The sequence below is a fragment of the Xanthomonas hydrangeae genome (assembly GCF_032697525.1).
Taxonomy (GTDB): domain Bacteria; phylum Pseudomonadota; class Gammaproteobacteria; order Xanthomonadales; family Xanthomonadaceae; genus Xanthomonas; species Xanthomonas hydrangeae.
Window position 1 is genome coordinate 79,511 of sequence record NZ_CP103836.1, and the last position, 21,295, is coordinate 100,805.

The 21,295-nt window shown below is 64.7% G+C and carries 16 protein-coding genes; 4 read left to right on the forward strand and 12 right to left on the reverse strand.

Annotated features, from left to right (window positions below; all coding sequences use genetic code 11):
- The first annotated feature begins 299 nt into the window (after positions 1–299).
- Positions 300–593, forward strand: coding sequence for a hypothetical protein (locus tag NYR97_RS00320; protein WP_023903350.1), 294 nt, complete (start codon positions 300–302; stop codon positions 591–593).
- Positions 594–816: 223 nt separating this feature from the next.
- On the opposite strand, the gene NYR97_RS00325 is transcribed toward NYR97_RS00320, so the two are convergent.
- Entirely contained in the window at positions 817–1,623 is an 807-nt protein-coding gene (locus tag NYR97_RS00325; protein ID WP_316695935.1) for a DUF4349 domain-containing protein, read from the reverse strand.
- A complete protein-coding gene (locus NYR97_RS00330) occupies positions 1,620–1,976 on the reverse strand; it encodes a GFA family protein (RefSeq protein ID WP_316695937.1) in 357 nt (118 codons plus the stop codon). Before NYR97_RS00330 ends, NYR97_RS00325 begins: the two co-directional genes overlap by 4 nt.
- 98 nt (positions 1,977–2,074) lie before the next feature.
- Here NYR97_RS00330 and NYR97_RS00335 point away from each other — a divergent pair, with 98 nt between their 5' ends.
- A complete protein-coding gene (locus tag NYR97_RS00335) occupies positions 2,075–3,880 on the forward strand; it encodes a DUF885 domain-containing protein (protein WP_316695938.1) in 1,806 nt (601 codons plus the stop codon).
- A 193-nt stretch (positions 3,881–4,073) separates the two neighbouring features.
- Here NYR97_RS00335 and NYR97_RS00340 read toward each other — a convergent pair whose 3' ends face one another.
- The 6 genes from NYR97_RS00340 to rraA all read right to left on the reverse strand — a co-directional run bounded on the left by NYR97_RS00340 (position 4,074) and on the right by rraA (position 12,352).
- Positions 4,074–5,906 (reverse strand): ABC transporter ATP-binding protein, encoded by a 1,833-nt coding sequence (locus NYR97_RS00340; RefSeq protein WP_210763205.1) that lies wholly within the window; start codon positions 5,904–5,906, stop codon positions 4,074–4,076.
- A 121-nt stretch (positions 5,907–6,027) separates the two neighbouring features.
- Complete coding sequence (locus tag NYR97_RS00345; RefSeq protein ID WP_316695940.1) at positions 6,028–6,627, reverse strand: plasmid pRiA4b ORF-3 family protein; 600 nt, start codon at positions 6,625–6,627, stop codon at positions 6,028–6,030.
- A gap of 250 nt (positions 6,628–6,877) precedes the next feature.
- Positions 6,878–8,143 carry a cation:proton antiporter gene (locus tag NYR97_RS00350; protein WP_316695942.1) on the reverse strand — a complete coding sequence of 422 codons (1,266 nt, stop codon included), beginning with the start codon at positions 8,141–8,143 and terminating at the stop codon, positions 6,878–6,880.
- A gap of 331 nt (positions 8,144–8,474) precedes the next feature.
- Positions 8,475–10,046 carry a serine hydrolase gene (locus NYR97_RS00355; protein ID WP_316698455.1) on the reverse strand — a complete coding sequence of 524 codons (1,572 nt, stop codon included), beginning with the start codon at positions 10,044–10,046 and terminating at the stop codon, positions 8,475–8,477.
- 199 nt (positions 10,047–10,245) lie between these two features.
- Complete coding sequence (locus NYR97_RS00360; RefSeq protein WP_316695945.1) at positions 10,246–11,829, reverse strand: serine hydrolase; 1,584 nt, start codon at positions 11,827–11,829, stop codon at positions 10,246–10,248.
- Between the two features lie 22 nt (positions 11,830–11,851).
- Positions 11,852–12,352: a ribonuclease E activity regulator RraA gene (gene rraA, locus NYR97_RS00365; protein WP_316695947.1), complete on the reverse strand. Its 501-nt coding sequence runs from the start codon at positions 12,350–12,352 to the stop codon at positions 11,852–11,854.
- 324 nt (positions 12,353–12,676) lie between these two features.
- Here rraA and NYR97_RS00370 point away from each other — a divergent pair, with 324 nt between their 5' ends.
- Positions 12,677–13,510, forward strand: a complete 834-nt coding sequence (locus NYR97_RS00370) for a DUF72 domain-containing protein (RefSeq protein WP_316695948.1) — start codon at positions 12,677–12,679, stop codon at positions 13,508–13,510.
- 109 nt (positions 13,511–13,619) lie between these two features.
- On the forward strand, positions 13,620–14,567 hold the full coding sequence (locus NYR97_RS00375) for a DMT family transporter (RefSeq protein WP_316695949.1): 948 nt from the start codon (positions 13,620–13,622) through the stop codon (positions 14,565–14,567).
- A gap of 115 nt (positions 14,568–14,682) precedes the next feature.
- Here the strand turns inward: NYR97_RS00375 and NYR97_RS00380 are convergent, their stop codons facing one another.
- From NYR97_RS00380 to NYR97_RS00395, 4 genes are all read right to left on the reverse strand, one after another.
- A complete protein-coding gene (locus tag NYR97_RS00380; RefSeq protein ID WP_205394804.1) occupies positions 14,683–15,816 on the reverse strand; it encodes a GGDEF domain-containing protein in 1,134 nt (377 codons plus the stop codon).
- A 61-nt stretch (positions 15,817–15,877) separates the two neighbouring features.
- On the reverse strand, positions 15,878–16,600 hold the full coding sequence (locus NYR97_RS00385) for a pseudouridine synthase (protein WP_176341416.1): 723 nt from the start codon (positions 16,598–16,600) through the stop codon (positions 15,878–15,880).
- A 44-nt stretch (positions 16,601–16,644) separates the two neighbouring features.
- Entirely contained in the window at positions 16,645–19,053 is a 2,409-nt protein-coding gene (locus NYR97_RS00390) for a putative bifunctional diguanylate cyclase/phosphodiesterase (RefSeq protein WP_316695951.1), read from the reverse strand.
- Between the two features lie 274 nt (positions 19,054–19,327).
- Complete coding sequence (locus NYR97_RS00395) at positions 19,328–21,262, reverse strand: DEAD/DEAH box helicase (protein WP_316695952.1); 1,935 nt, start codon at positions 21,260–21,262, stop codon at positions 19,328–19,330.
- Between the last annotated feature and the right edge of the window lie 33 nt (positions 21,263–21,295).

The following is a 21,295-nucleotide window of genomic DNA, read 5'->3' on the forward strand; positions in this document are numbered from 1 at the left end:
GAAAAGGTGCCCGAAGCAGCAGCAGCGAAGTCTGGAGCGGCTGTCCCTTCTCCCTCCGGGAGAAGGTGCCCCGAAGGGGCGGATGAGGGTACGAGCGAAGCCTGGTGGAGTTTGAGTGCAAGTGTGGCTTCGCCCCGTACCCTCACCCCAACCCCTCTCCCGACGGGAGAGGGGCTTTATCTCGAGCGGCAAAAGCGCTCGATGAATGGAACGGTAGATGGAGCATCTAACGCGCACCATCACCTCGTTTTTTCCTCTCGATGCCTAGGCTTTAGCTCCCAAACCCCTAGGACATTCCCATGCCAACTCTTCGCATGCGTATCACCGGCACCGACGACGACGCGCGTGCCATCGCCAATCTGCTGCAAAGCATCGAAGGCATCGAGCACGTGGAAGAAGTCGACGATCTGATGCCGCATCTGGACGACGACGATTCCAGCTCCGCCGGTCTGTCCGACGACGAAGGTCCGGGCAGCCACGAATTCGAAGTGGAAGCCGGCAACGAAGCCACCGCGCAGAAGGTGCGCGATGCCGTGCAGGAACTGGCGCTGCAGCTGGATGTGTTTGTCGAGTACGAAGTCGACGAAGGCTGAGCACGCCGTAGCGACGACTGCGCGGCCATGGCGCACGCGCGGTCGTCGCTCAGCGGCGTTGCATCACAGCGTTCGCTGCAATGCCGCCTGCGTCAGGCGGGCGGCGCGCACACGCACTCTCGCTTTCTAAATAAAGCCGAGCACGTGCAAGCTGGTGCAGCATCGTCGACCAGCTTGACCACCAGACCGAAAATGCTGCGCTGAGCCCAGCAGCTTCTCGACGTCACCGCGTAATGCGGCGCCGCCGCGCGCGCCAGCGCCAGGCCTGCAGCAGCAACCAGCCGGCAATCAGCGCGACCACCACGACCGGCAGCAATGCCGCAACCGCGCGAATCACGAAGGCCACGCTGGACGCGAACACCTGGCCGAACTCGGCGCCCGCTTCGGCAATCTCGCCCCTGCCCTGCTCGCCGCCGGTGCTGCGGAAATTGAGCGTGAGCAGTTGCGTGCGCACACGGCGTTGTTGCTGCGCCGCTTCTTGCTGAGTCTGTTGCGCTTCGGCTTCGATTTCGGCCAGGCGCTTGGACAACGCCAGCAGATCGGTCACCGCCAGATCGCGGCGTTGCTGCAATTCCAGCAAGCGTGCGTGTTCTTTCTGCAGACGCGCCTGCGCCAGGCCGGTGTCGGCGATCTGCTGCGCCAGGTCCTCGGCGCGCGTGCTGCGCGCGGCGACATCGCCGTGCTGGCCGGCCAGTTGCACCATCGGCTCGATGCCATCTGGCGCCAGCCGCACGCTGACGCTGCCGCTGGGGTCGCGACCACCCGTTTGTTCGACCGCCAGCAACGCGCAATCGCCGAACTGCGCCGCCTGGCAGGCATTGCGCACCGCCACGATGCGTTGGCCGATCTGGTCGGCGGGCAGCTCGATGCGCACATCGTGCTCATACGCCAATGCATTGCCTTGCGCGGCGGGCGGTGCCGGCGCCGGAGCGCCACCGTCTGCGGCCATGTCCGCCGAGTGCCTGGCGCACCCGCTCAGCGCCCAGCCCAGCAGCAGGCCGACCGCGTAACGCTGCACGCCGCGCCTCATCGGCTGGCTCCATCGACCGCATGTACCTGCAACGCGGACAGATCCAGAGTGGGAAGGCAGCGCACATTGACCGCCACACTAGACTCGCCGGTTCGGGGATTCATGCCCTCGCTGAACGGGGCAATGCCGCAGTGCGGGCAATGATGATGGTCGAGATGATGTTGATTGAAGCGGTAGGTTCCCAGCGCCTCCGGCTCACTCTGCAGACGCAGTTGCGTGCGCGTCCCGAACCACAGCAGGCCGCCGCGGCGGCGGCACAACGAACAATTGCAGTCGTACGCCTCGGTGATCGGCGCATCGGTCTGAAGATCGAACGCGATGCGTCCGCAATGACAGCTACCGGCGTAGTGCATGGTGATCCTCCTTGGAATCAGGCCACTCTAAACCAATGGCGGATGCGGACAAGCGCATAGCTGCCTATGCTTGCGCTTTGATTCCATCAGGATCCACGATGCGTCAACGCCTGCTCGTCCTCGCCCTGCTCGCCGGCCTCGGCGCCTGCCAACAGCAACCCGAATCACCGCGCGCCGGCACCAGTGATGCCGGCACCCAGGAGGCGCAGACGCCGGACGCGCGCTTTGCCGCACTGTCCAGGCGTGCACTCGACACCTGGATGCAGCTGTCGCCTGTCACTGCCACCCAGACCGGCGATCACCGCTTCGACACGCAGATCGACGACCTCAGCACCGCCGGCCGTCAGCGCAGCCTGGATGCGGGCAAACAACTACTGGCCGAGCTGGATGCCATCGAGGTGGCCAAGCTGTCGCGCGAGAACCAGGTCGATGCAGCCATTTTGCGCAATCAGCTGCAATCGGAAATCTGGAATACCGAGGTGCTGCAGAGCTGGGCCTGGGACCCGCAGGTCTACAACGGCCTGGCCGGCAGCGCGCTGTACGGCCTGATGGCGCGCGAATTCGCGCCGCTGCCCGAGCGGCTGACCTCCGCCACCCAGCGCATGGAGAAGATTCCAGGCATCTTTGCGCAGGCCCGCGAAAACCTGGACCCGGCCCGCGTGCCCAAGATCCATGCCGAAACGGTAGCCAAGCAGAACAAGGGCATCCTCAGCATCGTCGATACCTTCATCGCGCCCAACATCGGCCAGCTCGGCCCGATCGAAGCCGCCCGCGCGCAGGCCGCCATCGACAAGCTGCGCAAGGCCGTGGCCGAGCAACAGACCTGGCTGGATACCGTGCTGGTGCCCAATGCCAAGGGCGATTTTCGCGTCGGTGCGCAGATATACGATCAGAAGCTGAAATTCGCGCTGCTGTCGTCGCTGTCGCGCGCCGAGATCAAGCAGCGCGCCGAGTCCGAACTCAAGCGTGTGCGCAGCGAGATGTACGGCATCGCCCGCACGGTGCTCAAGGACAGGCCCGGCGCACCGAAGCTGCCCGAGACGCCCAACGACGACCAGCAGCAGGCCGCCATCGAGGCGGCGCTGGAACTGGCCTATGCCGACAAGCCGGCCCGCGACAAGGTGGTGGACGACGCCAAGGCCGCACTGGCGCAGTCCACCGAGTTCGTGCGCCAGAAGGATCTGATGACGCTGCCCGATTCGCCGGTGGACATCATTCTGATGCCGGAATTTCAGCGCGGCGTGGCAGTGGCGTACTGCGATTCGCCCGGCCCGCTCGACAAGAATCTCAAGACCTTCTACGCGGTGTCGCCGATTCCCGACGACTGGAACGAGAAGCAGGTCGACTCCTTCCTGCGCGAATACAACAGCCGCATGATCCACCTGCTCAGCATTCACGAAGGCACCCCTGGCCATTACCTGGAAGGCTGGCATTCGGGCAAATTCCCCTCCACGCTGCGCGCAGTGCTGCGCTCGGGCATGTTCGCCGAAGGTTGGGCGGTGTATACCGAACGCATGATGCAGGAGCAGGGGTATCTGGATAACGACCCGTTATTCCACCTGGTGCAGCTCAAGTTCTACCTGCGCACCATTGCCAACGCCATCCTCGACCAGGGCGTGCATGTGGACGGCTGGGAGCGCGACAAGGCGATGCACCTGATGACCCACGACACCTTCCAGCAAGAGAGCGAAGCCTCGGGCAAATGGGTGCGTGCGCAGCTGTCTTCCGCACAATTGCCGACCTATTTCGTCGGCGTGCAGGAACATCTGGATACGCGCAAGGCAGTGCAGGCCAAGCTGGGCGACAGCTTCAATCTCAAGGCCTACCACGACCAGATGCTGTCGTACGGCGCACCACCGGTACGCTTTGCGCGCGAGTTGATGCTGGATCAGCCGATCGAGTGACCGCGTCCTTCTTCCCTCGGGAGAAGGTGCCCTAAAGGGGCGGATGAAGGTACGGGCGAAGCTTCGTGTAGTCCAACTAGCGAGTGGCTACGCCCCGTACCCTCACCCCAACCCCTCTCCCGGCGGGAGAGGGGCTTGCCAGTGTCGTCGCTGCCGTTGTTGCGCGTTTTAAGCAATCTACCAACCAACTACATCACCCATCCGCCGCAACGAACCCTCCCGTCTGCCGCGCCCACAACCGCGCATACAGCCCGCCCTGCGCGATCAATTCCACATGCGTGCCGGTTTCAACGATGCGTCCCGCATCCATCACCACCAGCCGGTCCATGCGCGCGATGGTGGAGAGCCGGTGCGCGATCGCGATGACGGTCTTGTTGCCCATCAACGCATCCAGGCTGTCCTGGATCGCCGCTTCCACTTCCGAATCCAGCGCCGAGGTGGCTTCGTCCAGAATCAGGATCGGCGCGTCCTTCAGCAGCACGCGCGCAATCGCGATGCGCTGCCGTTGACCGCCCGACAGCTTGACCCCGCGTTCGCCCACATAGGCATCGAAGCCGCGCCGGCCTTCGCCATCCACCAGCGTGTCGATGAAGCTCTCGGCGCGCGCCTTGCGCACAGCCTCCAGCATCTGCGCTTCGGTGGCCTGCGGCCGCCCGTACAACAGGTTGTCGCGGATCGAACGATGCAATAACGAGGTGTCCTGGGTGACCAGGCCGATCTGCCCGCGCAGGCTTTCCTGCGTCACCTGCGCGATGTCCTGCCCGTCGATCAGGATGCGCCCCTGCTCCAGGTCGTACAGCCGCAGCAGCACGTTGACCAGGGTCGACTTACCCGCGCCGGACGGCCCGACCAAACCGATCTTTTCGCCGGCGCGCACCTGCAGATCCAGCCCGGCAATCACGCCGCCGCGCTTGCCGTAATGGAAATGGATGTGCTCGAACTGCACCTGCCCCTGCGTTACCTGCAGCGGCACCGCATCGGGCAGGTCCTGCACCAGCACCGGCTGCGAGATGGTCTGCATGCCGTCCTGCACGCTACCGATATCTTCGAAGATGCCGTTGACCGTCCACATGATCCAGCCGGACATGTTGTGGATGCGGATCACCAGGCCGGTGGCCAGCGTGATCGCGCCCACGCTGATCTGGCCGCGGCTCCACAGCCACAACGCCAGCCCGCAGGTGCCCACGATCAGAAAGCCATTGGCCACCGCAATGGCGGTATCCATCGCGGTGGTCACGCGCGTCTGCCTGCGATGCTTCACCGCCAGCTCGTCGATCGCATCGCGCACATACGCCTGTTCGCGGCCGGCATGTGCGAACAACTTGAGCGTGGAGATATTGGTATAGCCATCGACGATGCGCCCGGTCGCCTTGGAGCGCGCATCCGAGGCGATCCAGGCACGCGCCTTCATGCGCGGCACGAAAAACGCCATGAGCGCCACATACACCACCAGCCAGATCAGCAGCGGCACCATCAACCACGGGTCGGCTTGCGCGAACAACCACAACGCGCTGCCGGTATAGACCACGATGTACCAGAGCGCATCGACCATCTGCACCGCCGATTCGCGCAGCGAGGTGCCGGTCTGCATCACGCGATTGGCAATGCGGCCGGCAAAATCGTTGTGGAAAAAGCCCAGGCTTTGCCGCACCACGTAGTTGTGCATCAGCCAGCGCGAGCGGTTGCTCAAGCCCGGCACGATCGCCTGATTGACCAGCAGGTTATGCAGGCCGGTGAACAGCGGCCGCGCCACCAGCGTGATCAGCGCCATCCACACCAGTTCGCTGGCATGGCGACGGAAGAACGCCGGTCCCGGTCGCTCGGCCAGCATGTCGACGATGCGGCCGAGGAAGTCGAACATCGCCACTTCCACCAGCGCCAGCAACAACCCGGCGATCAGCGTGGCCAGCAGGATCGGCCACAACGGCCGCAGATAATGCAGATAGAACCGCCACACGCTGCGTGGCGGCATCTGCCGCTCGATCGGCGGGAAGATATCGATCAGGGATTCGAACCAGCGGAACATTGCAACCACGTCACTGACACCGGGACGTCAGGCTAGCCGATCGCGCGTCAAGCCGCAGTGGCGTCGGCGCTGGATGGCAGTGTCATCCAGGGTGCCGTTCGCTACGCGGTGTCAGCCACGTTCAGTCGCGGACGCGCGCAAGCAACCGATTGACTTCGTCCAGATCGAAATGCGCCGGATCGAAGCGGCCACCCAACGTCGCCAGTACTTGCACGTGTTGCGCGTGGCCTGGGTCGGCGATGATCTGCAGAAATTCCAGGTAGTGCTCGATGCCTTCGCTGTTTTCCGGCGGGCAGGCATTGGCGCCGTCCACACAACGGGCGCCACGCAGGCCCGCATCCGGCGGCAGGATCGCCTCGACCTGCAGGCGATGCTGCCAGCCCGCGCCGCTGCCGTAGAAATAGTCGAACCACTCCAGATCGCCCACCGCACTTTCCAGCGTGACGCGGGCGGCATGCTTGAGCCGTGGGCGGTCGGGAACATCCAGCCCGGACTCGCCGTAGCGGCCGCCCCCCAGGTCGAACTCGTACGGGTGCGCGCTACTCCAGCCCATCGCCGGCTGCAGCACGCGATGCAGCGCGGCCAGGCGCAGCGACCCGGCCACCAGCAATCGGCGCCACACCAGCGGCGTGCTGCCCACCAGCGCGAGATGCAACTGATAGATCGGCACAGGCGTTTGCACCACCTGCTGTGCGGCTTTCTTTTTTTTGGCCTTGCTCATCGTGTCTTGGCTACCTGTCTGCGGTGCAAGTATGCAGCGATGCGCCACCGGCTGCATCGCAGCATACTTGCAGCTGCCCAATTGCAGGCGGCCACTATCGATGACGCATGCAAGGACGCAAGCAAGCGCACGCAGGTGGCAGACGCGCTCTCAGGACCTCGCAGCGTGGCGTGGCGGCATCAAGTAATTCCACTGCACTACAGCGCCACGTCACTTTTTCCCCTGTATCTGCAGGAGCTGCGAAGAACCCTCAGCGCTGCTGCAGACTCGGCACCGCATCGCTCACGTGCGCGTGGCGGCGCATGATCCAGTTGAACAGCGGCGTGGCCATCAGCGTGGACAGGATCGCCATCAGCACCAGCACCGAGAACAGGCCTTGTTCGATCACACCGGCCTGCAAGCCGATGTTGATGATGATCAGCTCCATCAAGCCACGTGCATTCATCAACGAACCGATCGCCATCGCATCGCGGTTGTTCTCGCCGGTGGCACGTGCAGCCGCCCAGCAGGCCAACCCCTTGCCGATGAACGATGCGGCCAGAATCGCCACGCCCGCCAGCATGATCTGCGGCTGCAGCAGCACGCTGAGCTGGGTCTTGAGACCGGAATAGGTGAAGAACATCGGCAGCAGAAAGACCACCACGAACGGCTGCATCGTCTCGCGCAGTTTTTCGGTCAACGCGCCCCTGGGCAGGCAAACGCCGAGCAGGAAGCCGCCGAACACTGCGTGGATGCCGATCGCATCCATGGCCCAGGCGCTGAGACAGAACAGCATCAGGATCACCGCCAACACGCCATTGCTCAGCGGTTGGTCCGCCACCACGTAATTCTCGAGCCGCAGCAGCAGATGGCGGCCGACAAAAATCATGAACAACGCGTAGGCCACGCCACCACCGATGGCCAGATACGCGCCCCCCCAACTGCCGCCGAAACTGGCCAACACGATCGCCAGAATGCACCACGCCGCCGCATCGTCGAACGCGCCGGCCGTCAACGCCAGCGTGCCCAACGGGCTGTTGGTCAGACCGCGCTCGTGAATGATGCGCGCCAGCATCGGGAAGGCAGTGATGGCAATGGCCGCGCCCAGAAACAGCGAAGCTTCCGTCAACTTGGCTTTTTCCGAAAACAAGCCATCCACGTTGATCAGCCACGGACACATCGCAAAGGCCAGCGCGAACGGCACCGCGATCCCCGCCAACGACACGCTCATCGCGCTGCGATAGCGCGCGCGGAAATGATCGCTGCGGAAGTCGGTACCGACCAGGAACATGTACAGCCCCACGCCGAACTGGGCCAGCACGTAGAGCACGTCCAGCGTCTGCTTGGGAAACAGCGCCGCCTGCACATCCGGCAGCAACATGCCGAACAACGAAGGGCCCAACGCCACGCCGGCAATCATCTCGCCCACCACTTGCGGCTGCCCCACCCGCTTGGCCAACAAACCCACCAGACGACAGATCAGCAGGATCACTGCAGCCTGCAAGAAGAAATACACCGACATCTGCGGAGTGGTCATGCGTTCGGCAACATCCCTGAAAAGTGTCGGGATCATAACGAGCCATGCCGGCAGGCGATAGCCATCGTGCCGCTGGCGCCCGGGCATCATCTGCCGTCGGCACGCCAGCCTGCTCCGGCAGGCAGCACCAAGTGATGCGCGCGCGCCGAGCTCGGTTGCCGGCACGCGCCGTGATCAATACCTACCGCAGTCCGCATTGCGGCGCAGATGGCACCCCAACGCACTGCAATCGGTTGGGGACAGGGTGGACGCTGCGCCGATGCTGCCGTGGCCGCCGGCCACTACGCGCTCCGTGCAGTGAGCGTGACCCGCTTGCAGGACGGATGATGTGTCACTTGCGCCCCGGCTGCTCAGGCTGCCCCGCTGCCACCGGCGTCAACACCAGATCCTGGAAATCGAAGCTGAAATCGGTCAGCGGCGAGATTGCCTCCATGCGCATCTCGCGCACCGCGCCATCCGGGGTCAGTACGAAATTGACGAAGGCATCGGCATTCAAGCTGCGGTCGTCCCAGCGCACGATGAAGGTATCGTGTTGCCAGTGCTCCAGCGTGCCGACCAACTGCGCGGTCTTGGAAAACTGCATCCGCAGGCGCTTGCCGTTCTGGCGAATCACCACATCGCCGTACCACGGGTCGCGATAGTTCGCTGCATAACTGCGCAACGGCAACGACGGCGTGGAGCGCGCCGCGCGTGCATCGAGATGCGTCTTCCAACTGGCCTGCGCATTGTCCTTCGCCATACCCTCCGCCTTGGCATAGGCGGCAGTCCAGTCGGTCGGCGGTGCCTGCAAGAACGCATCCAGCACCTCCAGCGTCACTGCCTGGAATGCCTCCCCGGACTCCTGGTTGGTCAGTACCACCACCCCCAGCTTTTGATCGGGCAGCATGGTCACCCGAGACAACATGCCTGGCATGGCGCCGGAGTGCAGGATCATCCGATGGCCGCGGTAGTCGCCGACCATCCAGCCCTCGCCGTAGCCGGCGAAGTTGGGCCGTGCCGCAGCAAGTTCGGGCAAGCGCGGCTCGGGAACGCTGATCGGGGTGATCATCGACCACATCTCGCGCTGGCGCGTGGGACTGAACAACGGTTTGCCGTTGGCAAGTGCGCCACCGGCCAGCTGCACCTTCATCCACAACGCCATGTCGTGTGCGCTGGAATAAATGCCGGCGGCGCCGGAGTTGTTGGACAGCGTCATCGGTGGAACCGTGCGCAGTTTGCTGAAATCGTACTTGGCATGCGCCACCGCAGCGACATCGCCCGGCTGCAGATGATCGGCATTGAAGCGGGTACCACGCATGCCGACCGGCGCGAAGATGCGCTGCTGCAGGAAGTCCGCATACGACATGCCGGATGCCTGCTCGACCAGTTTCTGCGCCACCGCATACAGGATGTTGTCGTAGGCGTAGCGGTCGCGGAATCCGCCCTTGAGCGGCACCTTGGCAAGCCGTTGCACCACCTCTTCGGTGGTGTAGCTGGTGGCCGGAAAGTACAGCAGATCGCCGGCGCCCAGGCTCAAGCCGCTGCGGTGCGCGAGCAGGTCGCGTACGCGCATTTCCCCGGTGACGTAGGTGTCGGACATGCGGAACCACGGCAGGTGGTCGATGACCTTGTCGTCGAGCGAGAGCTTGCCCTCGTCGGCCAGGATCGACAGCGACGCGGCAGTGAACGCCTTGGTGTTGGACCCGATGGCGAACAAGGTATCGGCTTGCACTGGCGCAGGCTTGCCGATCTCGCGCACGCCATAACCGCGCTCCAGCACCACCTTTCCATCCTTGACGATGGCCACCGCAATACCGGGCACATCGAACTGTTTGCGCACCCGTTCCACCTGCGCATCGAACTGCTGCATGCCGGCCGGCAACGCGCCCGCCTCCACCGCTGCGGTGACCCCGCTCGCGGTCATGCCTGCCAGTGCGATCGCTGCCGACACCATCCACGTCGTCAGTGTCATGCTTCGCTGTGTTTGCATCGATTGATTCCCCAAGCTGGCGCTAACCGGTGACATAAACGTCCGAGAGCCAATGGTAGCTGCGGCTTGGGGATGCACGGGCAGAGGGTTCCGTTTGCGCACCACGGCTTCGCTTCGACTCCGTCGGCAGCGATCAGCGCAGCTCTGCCACCGGCGTCAATACCAGATCCTGGAAATCGAAGCTGAAATCGGTCAGCGGCGAGATTGCCTCCATGCGCATCTCGCGCACCGCGCCATCCGGGGTCAGTGCGAAATTGACGAACGCATCGGCATTCAAAGAGCGGTCGTCCCAGCGCACGATAAAGCTATCGTGCTGCCAATGCTCCAGCGTGCCGATCAGCTGCGCGGTCTTGGAAAACTGCAGACGCAGGCGCTTGCCGTCCTGGCGAATCACCACATCGCCGTACCACGGGTCGCGATAGGTCGCTGCATAACTGCGCAGCGGCAGCGATGGCGTGGAGCGTGACGCGCGCGCGTCCAGATGCTTCTTCCAGCTGGCATCGGCATCGCCGTCGGCCTTTTCCAAGGCCTTGGCATAGGCAGCAGTCCAGTCGGTGCCCGGCACCTGCAAGAACGCATCCAGCACCTGCAAGGTCACCGCATTGAACGCGGCGCCGACTTCCTGATTGGTCAGCACCACCACGCCCAGGTGTTGATCGGGCACCAGGGTCAGCCGCGACACCATGCCCGGCCAGCCACCGGTGTGCCACACCAGCCGATGCCCGCGATAATCGCTCAGGCTCCAGCCCTCGCCGTAGCCGGCGAAATTGGGGCGCGCCGCGGCCAGCTCCGGTACCGCCGGCTCGGTGATCGCAATCGGCGTGATCATCGACCACATGTCCTGCTGCCGCTTGGCACTGAACAACGCGGTGCCATCGGGCAACGCGCCAGCGGCCAGTTGCAGCTTCATCCATAGCGCCATGTCGTGCGCGCTGGAATAGATACCGCCGGCACCGGAGTTATTGGACCAGGTCAACGGCGCAACCGTGCGCAGCTCGGTGAAGTCGTACTTGGCATGGCCCACCGCCACGTTGTCGCCAGGCTGCAGGTGATCGGCATTGAAACGCGTACCGCGCATGCCGACCGGGGCAAAAATGCGTTGCTGCAAAAACGCCGCATAGGTCTGACCGGACACCTGCTCGATGACCTTCTGCGCAACTGCATACAGGATATTGTCGTAGGCGTAGCGATCGCGAAAACCGCCTTTCAACGGCACGTTGGCCAAGCGCTGCACGACTTCTTCGGTGCTGTAGCTGGTGGTCGGCCAGAACAGCAAATCGCCCGCGCCCAGGCTCAACCCACTGCGGTGCGCAAGCAGATCGCGCACGCGCATCTCGCCGCTGACATACGGGTCGGACATGCGAAACCACGGCAAATGATCGATGACCTTGTCGTCGAGCGACAGCTTGCCCTGGTCGGCCAGCATCGACAGCGAGGCCGCAGTGAACGCCTTGGTGTTGGATGCAATGGCGAACAAGGTATCGGCCTGCACCGGCGCGGCCTTGCCGATCTCGCGCACGCCGTAGCCGCGCTCCAGTACCATCTGTCCATCCTTGACGATGGCCACCGCAATCCCGGGCACATCGAACTGTTTGCGCACGCGCTCCATCTGCGCATCGAACTGCTGCATGCCGGCCGGAAGCTCGGCTGCCTGCGTTGTCGTCATCACGCCTGCCAGCATCAGCACGCCTCCACTCAGCCATCGGTTCAAGGTCACTGCCACGTCCTTATTTTCTCGATCAAATCGGTCCGCCGGCACTGTCCAACGACAGCGGCAGCGCTGCCACCAACACGCCGTTGGCATCGGCGTACAGCCAATGGCCCGGCACGAACGCCACCCCGGCGAAATTTACCGGCACCTCCACCTCGCCCAGATCGCGCCGCTCGGTGCGGCGCGGGCAGGCTCCCAGTGCCAGCACGCCCAGCGACAGCGTGGCGAGAATCTCCACATCGCGCACGCAGCCATGGATCAACACACCGGCCCAGCCATTGGCCACTGCCTGCGCGGCGATCTGGTCGCCCAGCAACGCGTGCTTCAACGAGCCTTGCCCGTCCACCACCAGCACGCGACCATCGCCGGGCGTGGCGGCCAGCTCGCGCACCCGCGAGTTGTCCTCGAAGCAGCGCACCGTCACGATCGGCCCGGAAAACGCCGCACGCCCGCCGAAGTGGCGAAACAGCGGCTCGGCGACATGCACCTCTGGGAAGCGGTCACACAGATCGGGCGTGGTCCAGGTCATCGGTGCGATCTCGAGCGGCGATATCCGATGGTAGCGGCATGGCAACGTCCGTGTAAGCCGATGGTCGGCTGGTAGGCAGAAGGTGTGGCTGCGGCGCTTACGCCTTGCAAGTGCGCGTCGCCGTTTTTTTGAATGGCCACAACGATGCATGACGTCACCGGACCAACTCGATCACCCGTGCATGCCACATGCGCACTCAACAGTCCCTGGCCGCAGCGGACTTCATCCCTGCACGCCGGGCGACGCTATCATCCAGCCAGGCATGCCTCGATCTACCCGCAGCTGGGCACACGTGGCTGTCATTACGCCACTGTGGAGTCCGCCATGACCGACCTATTTGACGCACCCCCGCCCGCGCTCGATGGCATCCATGTCGGCATTGGCGGTTGGGTGTATGCGCCGTGGCGTGCCGGAATGTTCTATCCGCAAGGGTTGGTGCAGCGGCGCGAGCTGGAATACGCCAGCCGCCACGTCACTGCGATCGAAATCAACGGCACTTACTACGGCGCGCAAAAACCGGCCACGTACGCGAAGTGGCGCGATGAAGTGCCGCCGGGATTCATGTTCTCCGCCAAGGCGCCGCGCCGTATCACCCAGTCGCGCAAGCTGGCGGGCACCAAGGCGCAGGTGGAAGACTTCATCGGCGGCATTGTCGAGCTTGGCGCCACGCTCGGCCCGTTGGTGTGGCAGTTCGAGCAGGGGCATTGCCTGCAGGCCGATGACCTGGATGGTTTTCTGTCGCTGCTGCCCAAACGCGCCGGCAAGCGCATGCTGCGGCATGTACTCGAAATCCGCGACCACGCTGCGGTGGATGCATCGTTGCTGGCATTGGTGCGCCGGCACGGCGTGGCCACGGTGTTCACCGATTCGCAGGAGCATCCATCCTTTGCCGATCTGTCCACCGATTTTGTCTATGCGCGCCTGATGCGCAGCCAGGCGCGTCTCGCTGCAGGTTATCCGGCGCCGGCGATGGCGCGCTGGGCCGAGCGTATCCAGGCCTGGCGGCGTGGCGAGGATCCGGCGGATCTACCGCACATCGAAGCCGAGCCTCAAGCCAAAGCCACACCGCGCGAGGTGTTCGTATTCTTCATCAGTGCCGCGAAAGAGCGTAATCCCGCTGCTGCGATGGCGTTGCTGCAGACGCTGGGTGCGCGCTAGTCCCGCCAGCGCGTGCCGCCGTCGGCAACCCCCGTGCATGGCCGCTCGACGTGGTTGGCGCGCAACCGGCGCGTGTTTGGTGGCATGACGAATTAGGCGACAATGGCGCATGCCCACGACCGATCTGCGCAAGGCGCAACTGCAAATCCATTTCTGCGTCCTGCTCTGGGGCATCACCGCGATCCTGGGCAAGCTGATCACGCTGCCGGCGTTGCCGTTGGTGTGGTGGCGGATGTTGATCGTGGTGGTGGCATTGGCACTGTTGCCGCGGGTGTGGCGCGGGCTGCGCGGCTTGTCCGGGCGGGTTGTGCTGGGCTATTGCGGCATCGGCGCACTGGTGGCCTTGCACTGGCTGACCTTCTACGGCGCGATCAAGCTGGCCAATGCCTCGGTGGCAGCGACCTGTATCGCCCTGGCGCCGGTGTTTACCGCCGTGATCGAGCCGTGGGTGACGCAGCGGCCGTTCCGCCCGCGCGAATTGCTGTTCGGGCTGGCGGTGTTGCCGGGCGTGGCGCTGGTGGTCGGCGGCGTGCCGGACGGCATGCGTGCCGGCGTGGTGGTTGGCGCGATTTCGGCGGTATTTGTCGGATTATTCGGCTCGCTCAATAAGCGCATGGTGGCGCATGCCGACCCGCTCACCGTCACTGCCTTGGAGCTCGGCGCCGGCACGTTGACCTTGACCTTGCTGGCACCGGCAATGCCGCTGCTGTTGCCGTCGTTGCATGGCGATCTGCTGATTGTTCCCGGCGTGCACGATGGCGTGCTGCTGCTCGTACTGTCGCTGGCCTGCACCTTGCTGCCGTTTGCACTGGCGCTAGTGGCCTTGCGCCATCTCAGCGCCTACTCGGTGCAGCTGGTGACCAACCTGGAACCGGTCTACGCCATCGTGCTGGCAATCGCGCTGCTCGGCGAACAGCGCGAGCTGACCCTGCAGTTCTATCTGGGCGTGACGATCATTCTCGGCGCGGTGTTCCTGCATCCCATGCTGGAACGCCGGCGCAAGATCGTGCACCCGGAACTGCTCGGCACCGCCGAAGCGAAGAACATCGTCGAGTGACTGCGCAGCGCAGTGCGTCCGAGCATCGACAACTCCCATCGAACGCCATCGTAGGAGCGGCCCAGGCCGCGACAGGCGTTATCGATGAAGCATCGGCGCGCGCAGCAGCACCGCCCTACCCCAATGCCACCACCTGATCGCGCCCACCGCGCTTGGCCGCATACAACGCCTGGTCGGCACGCTTGATCACCGCTTCCACGTTTTCCTGCGGATGCAGCGTTGCCACGCCGATGCTTACCGTCACCGGCAGCGCGATCGTCATCACCGCCACGCTCTGGCGCAGGTATTCGCATTGCACGCGCGCCTGCAGCAGATCCACATTGGGCAGCAGCAACACGAATTCCTCGCCGCCGTAACGGGCGATGGTGCCGGCACCGGCGACATGCGCGCGCAGCAACGCCGAGAGCTCACGCAGCACCACATCGCCCTGGTCGTGCCCATGCACGTCGTTGACGGTCTTGAAGTGGTCCACGTCCAGCAACGCCACCGACAACGGCTGGCCTGCCGCACGGGTCTGCTCGGTCGCCGCCGCCAAGGCAGCCGCAAAGGCACGCCGGTTGGGCAAGCCGGTCAATGGATCGGTGCGGGTCTGTTCGACCAGATCCGCGTTCAACGCATCCATCTGCGCGTAATAACCGGCCATCTGCTGCTCGTACCATTCGCGCTCATGCAACTGCTGACGCAGGCGCTTGCCGGCCAGGCGCAGCTCCAGCAGATACGAAGCCTGGCGCGATAACGCCTGCAAGGCGTTACGCTGCTCATCGCGCAGATGCGTCGGGCTCTGGTCGAAGACGCACAGCGAGCCCAGCGCCATCCCTTCGCTGGTCACCAACGGTGCACCGGCGTAGAAGCGCACCGCAGAAGTACCGGTCACCATCGGGTTGTCGTGGAAGCGCGGGTCGAGCAAGGTGTCGTCGACCATCAACACCTCGTCCGGACGCAGGATCGCGTGCGCACAGAACGAGATGTCGCGCGGTGCTTCGCCGCGTGGCGCGCCATGCGCAGACTTGAACCACTGGCGGTCTTCGTCCACCAGCACCACGGCCGCCATCTGCGTCTCGCACAGCGTCGACGCGATCATGGTGAGGTCGTCGAACGCGCGCTCAGGCGGCGAATCCAGCACCTCGTACTGGCGTAGCGCTGCAAGCCGCTCGGCCTCGTTGTCCGGCAATTCCGGTTTGATCACCTGCCCGCTCCCCAGCTGGCTATTTGCGGCGAAAGTATGACCGAGCGCGTCAAGCTCGACTATCGGGGTGCGCCGGACCACCCGAGACACTGTGTCGCTTCCGTTCAGCCCATGCCTTGCGGCGTCACCACTCGGTGCGCTGCGGCAGCAAACCGCGCAGTTCCGCATCGCTGAGGTTGCGCCATTGCCCCGGCTTGAGCGCAGCCAGCTTGATGTTGTCGATGCGCACCCGACGCAGCTGGGTCACGCGGTAGCCGAATTCGGAGGCCATCAGGCGGATCTGCCGATTCAAGCCCTGCTCCAGCACGATGCGGAAGCCGAACTTGGCGATGCGCGCGGTGCGGCACGGTAACGTGGTCTCGTTGTGGATGCGCACGCCGCGTGCCATGCCACGCAGGAATTCGTCGGTGACCGGCTTGTTGACCGCCACCAGATATTCCTTCTGGTGACGATTTTCCGCACGCAGGATCTCGTTGACGATGTTGCCGTTGCTGGTCATCAGGATCAGCCCCTCGGACTCCTTGTCGAGCCGGCCGACCGGGAAGATGCGCTGCTCGTGGCCGACGAATTCGACGATATTGCCCTTGACCGAGCTCTCGGTGGTGCAGGTGATGCCGACCGGCTTGTTGAGCGCGATGTAGACATGCTTGCGGCCACCGGGCTTGCTGGCAGCGCGGGTGCGCAGCGGCTGGCCGTCCACCAGCACGGTATCTTCCTCGCCCACCACCGCACCGGTGCCGGCTGGCACGCCGTTGACGGTGACGCGGCGTTCGCCGATCAGCCGATCGGCCTCACGGCGGGAGCAGAAGCCGGTTTCGGCGATGTATTTATTGAGTCGGGTTGTCATTTGCCGATTATCGGCGATTTGTCGGCGATCGTGAGCCATCGCACCTAGCCGGTCACCACCTGCAGCGGCATCGAGACGTGCAACAGGTCTTCCAGCGGGCATGGGCGATGCAGGCTGAAGCCCTGCACCTGGCCCACGCCGGCCTCGCGCAGGCCGGCAATATCGGCCTCCGACTCCACCCCTTCGGCCACCACTTCGATCCCCAGCGCCAGGCCGACCTGCGCGATCGAATGCACTGCGGCGCGATCGACCGCGTCGTGCGCGTAATTGCGCACGAAGCCGCAATCGATCTTGAGTACGTCCACGGTGAACTGCTTGAGGTAACCGAACGAGGCCAGACCGCTGCCGAAATCGTCCAGCGCCACATGGCAGCCACGCGCCCGCACGCTCTGCACGAAGCGCTGCGCCTGCTCCAGATTGCCGATGACCGCGGTCTCGGTGATCTCCATGCACAGCTTGGGCACCAGCGTGGGGTAGCGCTCGAACAAGGCGCACACGAAGTCGAGAAAATCCGGCTGGGCGATCGATTGCGCCGACAGGTTCACATGGCACAGATCCAGTCTCGCCACATGCAGCGGGTTGGCCGCCAATTGCGCGCACAAGGTTTCCAGCACATGCACATCGACCATGCGACCCAGGCCATAGCGCTCCACCGCAGGCAGGAATTCGCCCGGGCTCAACACGCGGCCGTCGCGCGCGCGCATGCGCACCAGCACTTCGTACTGCAGGCGTCCCGGTTCGCTCAGCACCTGGATTTTCTGCGCATACAGCAGCAAACGCTGTTCGGCGATGGACTGCTGCACCGCGCTGATCCAGCCACCGTCGTGGCGGCGCCGCGCCAGCGCCAGATCGTTTTCGTCGAAACAGCGAATGCGGTTGCGCCCTTCTTCCTTGGCCGCATAACAGGCCAGATCGGCGGCGGTCATCAAGGCGTTGAGATCACTGGCGCCCTGGCGGATTTCCACCACGCCGAAACTGCAACTGGGCGTCAGCGGCTTGCCGCCCTGATGGCTCCACGGCTGCCCGAGCACCCCGTGCATATGGGTAAGCAAGGCCTGCGCCTGCAGCAGATCGGTATTGGCCAGCAGGATCGCGAACTCGTCGCCGCCCAGCCGCCCCAGCCAATCGCCGGGGCGCAACTGCATGGTGATCACGTCGGCGAAATGGCACAGGAATTTGTCGCCGACCGCATGCCCGAAGGTGTCGTTGACCAGCTTGAAATGATCCAGGTCGACAAAGCACAGCGCATGGCACAGCTGCGGCGATTGCGGTGGCTCGATCAGGCGCAGCAGCCGGCGTTCGATCTCGTGGCGATTGATCAAGCCGGTCAAGGCATCGTGGCGCGCGTGGAAGGACACTTCGTCGGCCAGCTCGTGCGCATGCGAGACATCTTCGATCACCGCCAGCACCAGCGTCGGTTCTTCCGGGCCCGGCTCCACCAGCGAGGCGCTCCAGCGCCCCCACATCACCCCGCCGTCGGCGCGCAGAAAGCGCAGTTCGCCGGACTGCATCAATCTGGGCCAGTCGATCATGCCGCGGCTGTCCAGCGCGATATCGTCCGGGTGCATCACCTCGGCCAGCGTGCAGGCCTGCAGTTCCTCAGGCCGGTAGCGCAGGATGTTGGCCAGCGAGGTGTTTGCATCGAGCACGCGACCGCGCAGGTCGAACTTGACCATACCCAGCGCCGCCTGCTGAAACGCAGTGCGGAAGCGGCCTTCGTGCGAGAGCAGATAATCGCGGATGCGGCGCATCGCCAGCATGCAGGTGGTCAGCACCAGCAGCAAGGTGGCCACGCTGCAGAACACCATCACATCGTGCAGCAGTCGTGCGCAGCGGATCAGCAAGGCCTGAAATTTTTCGGCATCGCCGCGCATGCGCGCATCCAGCAGATGCAGGTCCTCGCGCAGGTTCTGCAGTGCGCGCGGATCGGGCCGGCTGGTGGCTTGCGCCGATGCCGCCCTGTCGGCCAGTACGCTCAGCTGCAGGATGTCGGCATCGGTGTGTTTCCACAGTGCGATCGCCTCGCTCAGGTACGGAAACACCTGGCCGTAGCGGTACAGTCGCACCATTTGCGGCATGTCCTGCCGGGCATTGCGCCCTGCGGCCAGACCGGCGTACACCGCGTCCCAGTCGATCACCGGCTGTTCGACCGCCTGACGCGCCGCACGATCGCCCAATGGCACCTCCAGTGCGCGACAGGCGGCCTGCAGGTCGGCCGGATCGCCGCTGACGAGATAGCGCTCCAACCAGTACACCGACTCCTGCTGGGCATTGGACCAATGGCTTTGGCCGACGATCCAGGCGGTGGCGCCGGACTGGACCTCGATCATCAGCGCCGAGAGCATCGCCATGCCGACAGCCACACCGATCAGCAGTGCCAAGGGAAGTGTCAGCCAGCCGCGCACCATGTGCATGGTCCGACCACCGCTTTTGCCGCGTGCCGCCTGCGCCATCGCCATCCTCGTCCCCCACCGCTGCCCAATGCGATTCAGGCGCCCAGTGGGCGCCTGAAGGCAGTAGCGGCCGCAACGACCGAGTCTGTATGGCAATGCGCACCCGGCGAGCGCAACTGCCTCACGGACTTAGCATGACTAACAAAGCATGGCTGGCGATGGACGCCTATTGAAGAACAAGACGCGGGAACCGGTATGCGTCAATAAACATATCGACTCCGGACGCCGACTGCGTGGACCGGGCGGCCGCACGCAGCGGGTTTGTCAGCTGCGCTTACTCGCCGCGCGGCTTGGGCGGACCCTTGCGATGCGGTGCGCCGGCACGGTCCATCGGACGACCCGGGCCATTCGGACGACCGGCCGGCTTGCCGCTACGCGGGAAGCGCGGCTTGGAGGGCGACGCAGCGGCCTCGCCCTCTTCCAGCTTGCGCATGTTGAGCTGCTGACCGGACACCCAGACCTTTTTCAGGTGGGTCAGCAATTCGCGCGGCATGTCGGCCGGCAGATCCAGAATCGAATAATCGTCCTGGATGTCGATACGGCCGATGTAGCGGCTTTCCAGACCCGCTTCGTTGGCGATCGCGCCGACGATATTGGCTGGCTTCACGCCGTGGGTGTGGCCCACTTCGATGCGGTAGCTCTCCATGCCGACCTCCGGCTCGCCACGCGGGGCGACCGGCTCGCGACGCGGACGCTCGGCGCCAGCGCCGTCACCGCCAAACGCAGGGCGCTCGGCACGCGGCGGACGCGCAGCGCGCTCGCCATCGGCACGCGGGCCACGCTCGAACTTCGGCTCGAAGCGTGGACGCTCGCCACGCTCGCCGCGATCGCCGCGCTCGTTGCGCTCGCGCGGTGCGAATTCCTCGCGTGCGCCACGCACCGGTGGGGTCAGCAGGAACGGCGAGTCGCCTTGCAGCAACTTGGCCATTGCCGCGGCGATATCGATCGCCGGCACGTTGTTCTCGCTCTCGTAGCGCTGCAGCAGATCGCGGTACATCTCGATCTGGCCGCCGGCCAAGGTCTCGGTGATGCGGGTCATGAAACGCGCCACGCGGGTGTCGTTGACCGCGTCCACGCTGGGCAGCTGCATTTCTTCGATCGGCTGGCGGGTCGCGCGCTCGATCGAACGCAGCATGCCCTTCTCGCGCGGAGTGACGAACAGGATCGCATCGCCGGTGCGGCCGGCACGGCCGGTACGGCCGATGCGGTGCACATAGCTTTCGGTGTCGTACGGGATGTCGTAGTTCAGCACGTGGCTGACGCGCTCCACGTCCAGGCCGCGTGCGGCCACGTCGGTGGCGACCAGGATGTCCAGCTTGCCGTCCTTGAGCTGGGCAATGGTCTTCTCGCGTGCCGCCTGCTGCATGTCGCCGTTGATGGCGGCAGCGGCCAGACCGCGCGCCTGCAGCTTCTGCGCCAGTTCTTCGGTACCGGCCTTGGTGCGCGCGAAGATGATCATGCCGTCGAACGGCTCGACCTCGAGAATGCGGGTCAGCGCATCCAGCTTGTGCAGGCCGCTCACCCACCAGTAGCGCTGGCGGATGTTGGCCGAGGTAGTGGTCTTGGCCGCGATGGTGACTTCGGCCGGATCCTTCAGGTATGTCTGCGCGATACGGCGGATCGCCGGCGGCATGGTCGCGGAGAACAGCGCCACCTGGCGCTTTTCCGGCAGCTTCTTCAGCACCGCTTCGACGTCGTCGATGAAGCCCATGCGCAGCATTTCGTCGGCTTCGTCCAGCACCAGCGTCTTGAGCTGGGACAGATCGAGCGTGCCGCGATCCAGGTGATCGATCACGCGGCCGGGAGTGCCCACCACCACATGCACGCCGCGCTTGAGCGCGCTCAGCTGCTGGGCGTAGGGCTGGCCGCCGTAGACCGGCAGCACCCGGAAGCCGGGAATGGCTTCGGCATATTTCTGGAATGCCTCGGCAACCTGGATGGCCAGCTCGCGGGTCGGGGCCAGCACCAGCGCCTGCGGCTTGAGCTGGTTCAGATCGGCGTTGGACAGCACCGGCAGCGCGAACGCGGCGGTCTTGCCGGTACCGGTCTGCGCCTGGCCGAGGACGTCGCGGCCGGCAAGCAGCGCGGGAATGGTGGCAGCCTGGATCGGCGACGGCGACTCGTAGCCAACGTTGGCTACGGCTTTCATCACAGCGTCCGAGAGGCCGAGGTCTGCAAACAGCAGCGGCGCGGAAGATTCTTGGGTCATTGGTAACTCCGGAGGCGCCGCACGGATCCGGCA

Excerpts from the sequence above, each read along its gene's own strand:
- NYR97_RS00370 (WP_316695948.1), top strand. The coding sequence starts at position 12,677 with ATGACCGACCTATTTGACGCACCCCCGCCCGCGCTCGATGGCATCCAT.
- NYR97_RS00340 (WP_210763205.1), bottom strand. The coding sequence starts at position 5,906 with ATGTTCCGCTGGTTCGAATCCCTGATCGATATCTTCCCGCCGATCGAG.
- rraA (WP_316695947.1), bottom strand. The coding sequence starts at position 12,352 with ATGACCTGGACCACGCCCGATCTGTGTGACCGCTTCCCAGAGGTGCAT.
- NYR97_RS00385 (WP_176341416.1), bottom strand. The coding sequence starts at position 16,600 with ATGACAACCCGACTCAATAAATACATCGCCGAAACCGGCTTCTGCTCC.
- NYR97_RS00345 (WP_316695940.1), bottom strand. The coding sequence starts at position 6,627 with ATGAGCAAGGCCAAAAAAAAGAAAGCCGCACAGCAGGTGGTGCAAACG.
- NYR97_RS00355 (WP_316698455.1), bottom strand. The coding sequence starts at position 10,046 with ATGACCGCGAGCGGGGTCACCGCAGCGGTGGAGGCGGGCGCGTTGCCG.
- NYR97_RS00330 (WP_316695937.1), bottom strand. The coding sequence starts at position 1,976 with ATGCACTACGCCGGTAGCTGTCATTGCGGACGCATCGCGTTCGATCTT.
- NYR97_RS00375 (WP_316695949.1), top strand. The coding sequence starts at position 13,620 with ATGCCCACGACCGATCTGCGCAAGGCGCAACTGCAAATCCATTTCTGC.
- NYR97_RS00335 (WP_316695938.1), top strand. The coding sequence starts at position 2,075 with ATGCGTCAACGCCTGCTCGTCCTCGCCCTGCTCGCCGGCCTCGGCGCC.
- NYR97_RS00395 (WP_316695952.1), bottom strand. The coding sequence starts at position 21,262 with ATGACCCAAGAATCTTCCGCGCCGCTGCTGTTTGCAGACCTCGGCCTC.
- NYR97_RS00320 (WP_023903350.1), top strand. The coding sequence starts at position 300 with ATGCCAACTCTTCGCATGCGTATCACCGGCACCGACGACGACGCGCGT.
- NYR97_RS00350 (WP_316695942.1), bottom strand. The coding sequence starts at position 8,143 with ATGACCACTCCGCAGATGTCGGTGTATTTCTTCTTGCAGGCTGCAGTG.
- NYR97_RS00390 (WP_316695951.1), bottom strand. The coding sequence starts at position 19,053 with ATGGCGCAGGCGGCACGCGGCAAAAGCGGTGGTCGGACCATGCACATG.
- NYR97_RS00325 (WP_316695935.1), bottom strand. The coding sequence starts at position 1,623 with ATGAGGCGCGGCGTGCAGCGTTACGCGGTCGGCCTGCTGCTGGGCTGG.